Genomic DNA, 8,749 nt, shown 5'->3' with positions numbered 1-8,749 from the left:
ACGCCGCACTCGCCGTCCTCAACTGACCCACCCCGCGCCCCATCCGACGGCGCGCCACCCCTTTTTCCGTACCACGAAGGCCCGCCCCACAACCCACGCGACCCACCCCCGCCCCGGGGGCGGGACCAAGGGCTGAGGGGGCGGGCCTTCACCCACCCACCAACCCACCAACCGGCCGCGAACCCTCACCGCGCCAGCGCCCGCCCTGGGGCGATGGCGAGTTCGGTGAAACGCTCCGCGATGAGCCGGTGGGCCCGCGGAGAAGGGTGGAGGCCGTCGGGCAGCGGGTGGGCTTCCTGGTCGTGCTCACCGAAGAGGTCGAGACCGTCCAGGTGGTGCAGGTGGTGGTCGCCCTCGGCTCTGCGGTCGGCGACGATACGGGCCAGTTCGGCACGGATGACGGTAAGGGTCAGCCGACCCGCCGCGACATCGGCGGGGTCGCCCATGGCTCGGAAGCGCAGGGTGCCGCCGCTGAAGTCGGGCACGAGCGGGCCAGGCACCGTCTCATGGAGCGGACACAGCAGCGGGGAGACGACCAGCAGCGGTGTGGTCGGGTGACCCTCCCGGACCGTGTCCAGGAAGCCGTGCACCGCCGGGGTGAAGGCACGCAGCCGCATCACGTCGGCGTTCACCACGTTGATGCCGAGTTTGAGGCTGATCAGATCCGCCGGGGTGTCACGGATGGCACGCGCGGTGAACGGGTCGAGCAGCGCGCCGCCGCCGAAGCCCAGGTTGACGAGGTCCAGACCCGCGCCGTTGGCCACCAGGGCAGGCCATGTACCCGTCGGATGCTCGGCGTTGGAGCCATGGCTGATCGAACTGCCGTGGTGCACCCAGCGCCTGCGGGTGCCGGCCGGGAGCGGCTCGATCGGGGCATCGGTTTCCAGGGCGATCAGCTCGGTGGTCTCCGTGTGCGGAAGCCAGATCTCGACGGTCTTGTCCCGCCCCGGCAGGCCGGTGAACCGGGCGCTGCCGGGCGGCCCTTCGGTCAGTTCGACGCGGCCGGTGGCGAGGTCGACGGTGCGCACGTTCCCTCCGGGAACACCGGCCTGCCCGGCCAGTCGGCCGTCCACCAGCAGGTCGTAGACGCCGTCCGGGACGTCCGGGACACCCGGATAGGCCCGCTTGGTGGGGACGGCGTGCAGGGTGACGGCGGTGGCACGGGTACGAAAGGCCAACCGCACACCGGAAGGCTGCGACTCGGCCATCGCGAGCTGCTCATCCGGGATCCGCCGGCGGGCACCGGCGGGCAGGCGGTGCGGCAACAGGCCGCGGTGGGTGTGTTCGACGTCGAGGTGGCCGCGAAGGAGGCCCTCGGTGACAGGGGTGGTGATCGTCGTCATGGCGCCACTCTCGATTCGTCCAGGCAAACAGGTCAAGCAAGTTCCTTGGGACGTACGGCCGGTGCGGGCACACCTCAGGCCGCACAAGGAACGGATCAGCCGGCCGCACGGACTCCACCCACGCCCAGCGGGGCGTCAAGGGAGTCAATGATCCACTCCCAGGACCGCCGAGGGTCAACGGCCGTCTACATTCTCGGTGCCACCCACTCCCCGCAGGCCCGGCGGCAGTCGCGTTGTTCCGTCCCCAGCGCCCCGGCATCGACCGCGTGGCGCATCCGCTTCCGCTGACGGGATGGGAAGGTTGACGCCTGCCGGCACTGCCCGGAGCGGTCCGCAAGGCCAACCCTCGGGTGTGTCAGAGCCGTCTCGTGGTGAACAGGGTGGTCCCGTACGCCGCGTCCACTTCCTTCCGCTCGGTCTCGGTGAACCCCACCTTGGCCAGCACACGGCGAGAAGCGGTGTTCCAGTCCCAGACCGTGGCCCAGAGGCGTTCGTATCCAGATGACCTCGCCCATTCCAGAACCGCCAACGATGCCTCAGTCGCGTATCCCTGACGCCACACTCGGCGTAGCAGCTCGAACGCCAGTTCCGGTTCCCCGGTCGATCCTCGCCCGTTGTCGACCAGCCCGCAGTAGCCGATGACGTCACGAGAGGCCTTCCGCTCGACCGCCAGCAACCCGATCGACCACAGCTGGTTGGTGCGGATCGAATCCTCGAGCTCCGCAACCGTGGGGTGTCCGTCCGCGTTGATTCGGCGGTGCGGCGGCACTCGTGGATCACGTTCGGTCCACAGCTCACGCTGGACGACGGCCTCGGCCACCCGCCAAGGTCTGAGTAGCAGGCGAGTCGTCTCGAGTACTACCTCGCGTACAACCTCGCTGCCCGGAGTCGCGCCATCTGCCATGACATCAACCATCTCACGGGCGAACGCACTGTCGGGGGCCACGGGGCGCGTGGTCGGTCCTGCCGATCGTGGACGCTCGGTGTGCGGGACCACCGAGGCCAATTGCTGAGCGGCGTATTGGACCTGTGCACCCTCCCCCCACCAGCGGGCTTTCCACACCCACCAACCGGCCGGGGCCTCACCGCGCCGGCGCCCGCCCCGGGGGTGAGGACACGCTCGGCGAAAGGCCCGCGATGAGCCGACGGGCCCGCGGACAGGGATGGAAGCCGCCCGGAAACGGGTAGGCGTCCCGGTCGGTTCCGCCGTAGAGAGCGAGAGCGACCACGCAGTGCAAGCGACGGCCACCCTCGGCACTGCGGCCGGCGACGATCCGGGCCGGCTCGCGCGGATGAGGTGAGGGTCAGCCGATCCGCCGCGGCATCGGCGGGGTCGCCAGCGACGCGGAAGCGCAGGGTGCCGCCGCCGACGTCGGGCGCGAAAGGCGCTGGCACGGTCTCGTGGAGCGGACACAGCAGCGGCGAGACGACCAACCGCGGCGCGGCCGGGCGACCGTCCCCGATGATGCGTGGCGCGTGGCCACACGCGAGCCGAAGTCGCCCCCCGAGGCCCAGGAAGGTGAGCGACGGCAGGCCGCCGGCCGCGACGGCGGCTCGGAAGTCGGCGAGGAGGCCGAAGTGCGAGACCGCGGCGGACTGGACGTCGGGGACTTCCCCCGGGTGAGCGGCTGCTTGTCGTACCCCTACACCGGCCAGCCGATGCCGTGGCCGGAGAGCAGGCGAAGACGCTCGAGGTGGTACTGGTGTGGCGAGGTGCTGGCGACGGCGGGCGCGCCGACGGCGTCTCCGAGGCCCGGGACCGTGTGGAGAACCTCTTCGCCGGAGGGTCCGCTGTCGTCGGCTCGGTGGTGCAGGCCGGTACCGTGAACGGCGGTGTGCACGTCCACTCGGCGGCGCGACCGGTGCGGCCGCCGGGCGCCGGCACGGTGGAGGTCCTGGCCGAGTACTGCGATCCGGTCACCCAGTGGGTGGTGATCCCCGCGGATGCGGAGGTGACCGACCTTCCGGTGCGGTTACCGGGACAGCTCAAGGGCGAGGAGGACGTACTCGGCTGGGCACGCGGGCACGGCGGTGCGGACTTCGAGAGCACCGTGCTGTCCGTCACCGTGACCAACCGTTCGGACGCCCACCTCACCCTGCGCGACCTGCGGGCCGAGGTCCTCGACCGCGTCGAGCCGTTCCGCGGGGCGATGGTCCACCTGCAGCCCGCCGGGTCCCGTAGCGTTCCCGAGCTGGAACTCGACCTCGACCAGGAGCGCCCGGTGCTCTGGGAGGTGGACGAGTTCACCCGTCAACGGGTCGGCGCCCGCCCGTTCCTGGACCGGACCCACATACGGCTGGCCCCGGACGAGTCCGAACGCTTCATCGTCACCGCGCAGATCCGCCGTTCCTGCTGCGCGTGGCAGCTGGCCACGGTCTTCCGCGCGGACGACGGAGCGGAGTTCACCGTCCGCCCCGAGCGGCGCTTTCGGACCACGGGGCTTCCGGTGACCGGCCTCGGCCCCGTCCTGGCCTGGCAGTGGTTCGACGAGCCGCCGGCGTTCAAGGCGTCCACGACCTGGCACGAGTGGTGCAGCCCCGGCAACCCGGAACCGGAACTCCCGGAAGCGCCCCGCGAGTTGCGCAGGCTGACCGGACGCTTCGGCCCACACCTGGCACACTTCCTCAGCACGGGCACCAAGGGCCCGGAGCAGCAGCTCAGGCTCGCCGCGGCGCTGCCCGCCGTACGGCTGGCCGTCGACCTCGTCAAGGCCGAGCGCAAGAACCGGCAGGAGCACGCCGCCCGCCTCGCCGCCCAGCTGCGCGGGCGGTTCCCGCAGGCGATCGTGGAGCAGGCCTTCACCGTCGCGCGGCGGTAGCAGGAGCAGGAGCAGGACCAGGAGCAGGAGCAGAGGCAGGGGCTTCGGGTCGGCCCCGGTGACCGGTCCGGTCGGACGGGCCGGGCCGGGGCGGAGCGGGTCGGCCGGTGACAGTCCCGGCGTGCCGGTGGAGTGCGGGTGTGCGGCGGGCGGCGGGCGGCGTCACCCTCTCCTCCTGATCCTCAATGAAGATCAAGATGATCAGACGACCGCGAGGTGGGTCACCGTTGATCCGCCGTTCAGCGGTCGGTTTTCACCCGTCGCTGAGAATCGGCGCCCTCTGAGGAGAATCGCTGCAGGTCAGGAGGTATCGGCCCCCGCGCTCGCGGGGTTGCTCTCCTGCGACCAGTCCTGGCTGATCCCCTTCGCCACGGCGTATCGGCCGTCGACGCGTCCCGCAGGTCCTGCGGGTTCACCCGGAAACCTGACACCGCCTCGATTCTCTTATCCCCCAGCAGTCACGCAGATCTCGTAACCGAACCGGCGCCCCGCGTAACCGACGAACCCGAACAAGCCCAGCGCTCCCCGACACAGCCGCAACGGCGCACACACCACAACAGGTACCCGCCCGACGGGATGCGGTCGGGTACCGGAAGGGGCGGGCCGGCGGCAGAGGCCGTCGTCACGGCCCCCCGGTGCCGAGACCGGCTCCCCCGGTCTGAACGTCTCGTACTGCCGCGCGGTGAAGCCGGTGGTGGCCGGGGCGATCAGGACAGGCAGGGGCCAGGTCTCGGTTCGGGAGCAGCACGGTCGCGTGGTCTGCGAGCGCGGTGTTGGACTCGTTCAGATCGAAGGTGGCGGGGTCGAATCTCGTCGGCCGACTCACGGCCGAACCATTCGAGGCGTTCCTCGTGTTCTTCGTGGCCGGGGTCGGGGTCGGCAAGAATCTCGACGAGGTGGTCGTGGCCCCAGATCCCACCGCAGTCCTCGGGCGGGCCGGCGCGACGGCCGGTGAGGCCGATCGCCGACTCCCCAGCAGGACACGGGATCTCCGATTCCCGGGTCGGACGGATCCTGACGGGCATGGACATCCCACCCGGCCGGCACTACGCAGGGCCCGCGCAGCTGATCGTCTATGCGACAGCGGCAGTCCGACCGGGCAGGCGGATGTGGGTGGTGAGGCCGCCGTCGGGGTTGGCTCGCACGGTGAGGGTGGCGTGGTGGGCGGTGGCGATGGCCTGGACGATGGACAGGCCCAGGCCGGCTCCGCCGGCGGGGGTGTTCAGCCGGGGGCGGGGGCCGCGTCGGAAGGGTTCGAGCAGTTCGGCGACGGTCGCGTCGTCCAGGCACGGTCCGGTGTTGTGGATCCGGAGTCCGTCCTCGTCGACATGGATGTGGACGGTGCCGCCGGGGTGGTTGTGGGTGACGGCGTTGGTGATCAGGTTGCGGGCCAGGTGGGCGAGCAGCACCGGGTCGCCGTGGGTGGTGGCGGGCCGTCGGGTGAGGTGGATGGTGACCTGTGCGCTCTGTGCGGCGTCGGCGGCGGCGTCGCTCTCGCGGGTGACGAGTGCGGTCCAGTCGACGCTTTCGCGGGTTTCGGGGCCGTGTCGGCCTTGGGCGAGCAGGAGCAGGGCGTCGATGAGTCTTTCGCTGCGGCGGTTGGCGTCGAGCAGGTCGTCGCGGATCTGGTCGAGTTCGGCCGGTTCGGGATCGTGGAGTGCGACCTGGATCAGGCTGCGTTGGATCGCGAGTGGGGTGCGCAGTTCGTGGGAGGCGTTGGCGATGAAGCGGCTCTGGGCGTCGAAGGAGGTCTGCAGGCGGTCCAGGAGGGCGTTGAAGGTGTCGGCGAGGGCGGTGATCTCGTCGTGGGGGGTGGCGGTCTCCAGGCGCTGGTGGAGGTTGGCCGCGCTGATGCGGCGGACGGTGGTGGTCATCCGGTGTACGGGACGCAGGAGGCGGGCGGCGGTCCACCAGCCGACCAGGGCGGCCAGGACGGCGGCCACGGCCAGCGCCGCGAGGGACCAGAGGAGCTGCTGCTGGGCCGCGGCGTCGGTGACCTGCCGGCTGACCGTGGTGGCGATGGCCCCGTCCGCGCTGAACACCGTCGTTCCCGGCGAGGGGTGGTCGGTGGTGGGTTGGGCCGGCGCCATGGCGGCGGGCTGGCCGACCGAGTGCGCGATCCGCGTGGCGAGAGCGTCGGTGCCGTGCCGGGTGAGCAGGTAGACGGCGGTCAGCAGGAGGGCACCGAGGCCGAGGAAGGCGGTCCCGAAGACGACGGCGATGCGGGTGCGGATGGTGCGGTGTCTCAGCACAGTGCGTAGCCGGTGCCGGGGAGGGTGCGGATCGGGTCGGGGGCGCCGAGTTTGCCGCGGAGCCTGCTCATGGTGACGCGGATGGCCCCGGTGAACGGATCCGCGTACGCGTCCCAGACCCGTTCCAGCAGCTCCTCCGCGCTGACCACTCCCCCGTCGGCCTCCATCAGCACGCGCAGCACCCCGAACTCCTTCGCAGTGAGGGACAGCGTGCGGCCGTCGCGTTCGGCGCGGTGACGGACGGTGTCCAGGGTGATGCCGGCGCGCCGCAGGCGTGGCGGCGTGACGGGGGCGATCCGGCGGCCCAGTGCCTGGACGCGGGCGACGAGCTCGGGGAACTCGAACGGCTTGCACAGGTAGTCGTCCGCCCCCAGGCCCAGGCCGCGGACCCGGTCGTGCAGCGTTCCGGCGGCCGTGAGCATCAGGATCCTGGTCCGTGCGCCGGAGGCGACCAGCGAGCGGCACAGTGTGTCACCGTGCACACCCGGAAGGTCGCGATCCAGGACGAGAACGTCGTAGTCGGTCAACTCCGTCAGATCACGCGCCGCTTCCCCGTCGAGCACCACGTCCACCGCCATGCCCTCACGACGCAGCCCCGTGCCCAACATCCTCGCCAGGACCGGCTCGTCCTCGGCCACCAGCACCCGCATCCCGCAACCCTCCATCTCTCACCGGACCAGGACACACCCCCGACACCCGCCCGGCCCGCCAGGAGCGCCGCGGCGGCGGCCGGAGCGGCGAAGGCTGCCAAGGCGACCAGGGCGACCAGGGCAGTCGCGGCGGCCCGAGTCGGCGGCGGCCCCAGTCGGCAGTGTGCCGCGGTGTCGTCGCTGTCAGTCGGCCCGCAGTGCGGTACGTCGCACGGGTGGCGCCACCTCCCCGGACGGGAGGTGGCGCCGCCCGGCGTCAGCGCGTTGTCACCGGGGCTGTGGTCGTGGATCCGAACGCCGACAACCCCAGGGACCGGAAACGCCCTACTTCTGTGCCGGCTGGGCGGGGGCGCGGTCCCTGCCCGCGGAGGGGTCGGTGTCACTGAAGGTCACGTGGCCGTCCTTGCTCACCGTAGCGTACGTGCCCGCGCCGCCGGAGGGCTGGGCGGGGGCGCTCTCCTTGCCCGCGGAGGGGTCGGTGTCGCTGAAGGTCCGGTGGCCGTCCTTGTCCATGGTCGCGTACGTGCCCGCGCCACCGGAGGGCTCGCTGCCGCCGTCCGGGCCCTGCGCGGCGGCGACGCCGCACACCGCGAGCGCGGTGAGTGCCCCGCCACCCAGGACGAGGGTGGTCTTGTGGCGAAGGTTCCAGCTGAGGTTCATGGTCTCTGTCCTTCCGTAGACGCCCCTTGTGGCCGTCTGCGGTACCCAGCTCACCAGCCACGGTGTTTCGGCAGCGTCTCCCCGATCTTTAGGTGGTCATTACTCCGGCCGCCTCGGAGTTTCGGTGTCAGTCCCGACGAGCACAATGAAGTACCGCCGCCGGTATCGGAACGCCCTGGCACGGCTGATCCCGCCTCCCGCGAAGGCCGTTCAGCCGCCGTCCACGACACATCCCGTACGGCATGTCATGGGGGGAGCACTCGGATGAACTTCATGGGCTTCATCGTCATCGTCGCCATCGTCGTGATCGTCTTCAGGATCGTCGCCTGGATGCGGCGCCGCGACAACGCGGGCCGTAAGTCCCGCTACACGAGCGGAGGCGGGGACAGCGGCGGAGGCTGGAACGGGAGCGACGGCGGCGGGGGCCACGGCGGCGGCCACTCAGGCTGCGGAAGCAGTTGCGGGAGCAGCTGCGGAGGCGGTTGCGGCGGGGAATGAGCCCCTACGTCAGGTCCTTGCGCAGGAGCGTGCACATGGTCTCGTGCCTGCGGATCGAGCCGTCGGGCGCCTCCTCGTCCCAGGCATCGGGCTTCCGGTCGAAAGCCGTGTACCCGAGCCGCTCGTAGAGCGCGCGGGCCCGCGGGTTGTCGTCCTCCACGCCGAGTTCGGCGCGCCGCAGACCCCGCGCCCGGATGCGGTCCTCCGCGGCCCGGACGAGCAACGAGCCGAGGCCGCAGGACTGGAGGGCCGGGAGCACGGCCAGCTGCCAGAGCGTGCCCGCGCCCGGGGCGACGCGGTAGTCGACGCCACCGATCGCCACGGGCAGGCCGGCCGCGGTGCAGACGGCCAGGTAGTCCACCTCGCCGGCCTCCGCCCGGGCCAACTCCCGGGCGACCTGGCGTAGATGGACCGCGGACCCGGACCAGGTGCAGTCCGGCAGGTCGGCGGGCGTCAGATCGCGGACGTGAACGGATACGAGGATGCCGGCCGCTCCGGTGTGAGGGGAGGTCATGCCTCCATCCCAT

General features: G+C 71.5%; 9 protein-coding genes. 2 read left to right on the top strand and 7 right to left on the bottom strand.

Annotation, left to right across the window (positions count from 1 at the left end; all coding sequences use genetic code 11):
* Positions 1-185: 185 nt before the first annotated feature.
* Together ACWDBE_RS36615 and ACWDBE_RS36610 are read right to left on the bottom strand one after the other, a co-directional pair.
* Complete coding sequence (locus tag ACWDBE_RS36615) at positions 186-1,343, bottom strand: GDSL-type esterase/lipase family protein (protein WP_449810132.1); 1,158 nt, start codon at positions 1,341-1,343, stop codon at positions 186-188.
* A gap of 355 nt (positions 1,344-1,698) precedes the next feature.
* Positions 1,699-2,247 carry a GNAT family N-acetyltransferase gene (locus ACWDBE_RS36610; protein WP_449810133.1) on the bottom strand — a complete coding sequence of 183 codons (549 nt, stop codon included), beginning with the start codon at positions 2,245-2,247 and terminating at the stop codon, positions 1,699-1,701.
* Between the two features lie 799 nt (positions 2,248-3,046).
* On the opposite strand from ACWDBE_RS36610, the gene ACWDBE_RS36605 reads away from it, so the two are divergent.
* Entirely contained in the window at positions 3,047-4,162 is a 1,116-nt protein-coding gene (locus ACWDBE_RS36605; protein ID WP_449810131.1) for a hypothetical protein, read from the top strand.
* Positions 4,163-4,869: 707 nt separating this feature from the next.
* Here the strand turns inward: ACWDBE_RS36605 and ACWDBE_RS36600 are convergent.
* The 4 genes from ACWDBE_RS36600 to ACWDBE_RS36585 all read right to left on the bottom strand — a co-directional run bounded on the left by ACWDBE_RS36600 (position 4,870) and on the right by ACWDBE_RS36585 (position 7,724).
* On the bottom strand, positions 4,870-5,187 hold the full coding sequence (locus ACWDBE_RS36600; protein ID WP_449810130.1) for an IS1096 element passenger TnpR family protein: 318 nt from the start codon (positions 5,185-5,187) through the stop codon (positions 4,870-4,872).
* Positions 5,188-5,235: 48 nt separating this feature from the next.
* The gene (locus ACWDBE_RS36595; RefSeq protein WP_449810129.1) at positions 5,236-6,414 is read right to left on the bottom strand and encodes a sensor histidine kinase; all 1,179 of its coding nucleotides are present in this window, start codon (positions 6,412-6,414) and stop codon (positions 5,236-5,238) included.
* Positions 6,408-7,064 (bottom strand): response regulator transcription factor, encoded by a 657-nt coding sequence (locus ACWDBE_RS36590; protein ID WP_449810128.1) that lies wholly within the window; start codon positions 7,062-7,064, stop codon positions 6,408-6,410. The genes ACWDBE_RS36595 and ACWDBE_RS36590 overlap by 7 nt, the downstream gene beginning before the upstream one ends.
* A gap of 324 nt (positions 7,065-7,388) precedes the next feature.
* Positions 7,389-7,724, bottom strand: coding sequence for a hypothetical protein (locus ACWDBE_RS36585; protein WP_449810127.1), 336 nt, complete (start codon positions 7,722-7,724; stop codon positions 7,389-7,391).
* 264 nt (positions 7,725-7,988) lie between these two features.
* Between ACWDBE_RS36585 and ACWDBE_RS36580 the strand changes: the two genes are divergently transcribed.
* On the top strand, positions 7,989-8,222 hold the full coding sequence (locus ACWDBE_RS36580) for a hypothetical protein (protein ID WP_449810126.1): 234 nt from the start codon (positions 7,989-7,991) through the stop codon (positions 8,220-8,222).
* 4 nt (positions 8,223-8,226) lie between these two features.
* On the opposite strand, the gene ACWDBE_RS36575 is transcribed toward ACWDBE_RS36580, so the two are convergent.
* Positions 8,227-8,736: a GNAT family N-acetyltransferase gene (locus ACWDBE_RS36575; protein ID WP_449810125.1), complete on the bottom strand. Its 510-nt coding sequence runs from the start codon at positions 8,734-8,736 to the stop codon at positions 8,227-8,229.
* Positions 8,737-8,749 lie beyond the last annotated feature (13 nt).

The organism is Kitasatospora sp. NPDC001132, from assembly GCF_053598415.1.
This window is presented reverse-complemented; position numbering and strand designations above follow the sequence as displayed.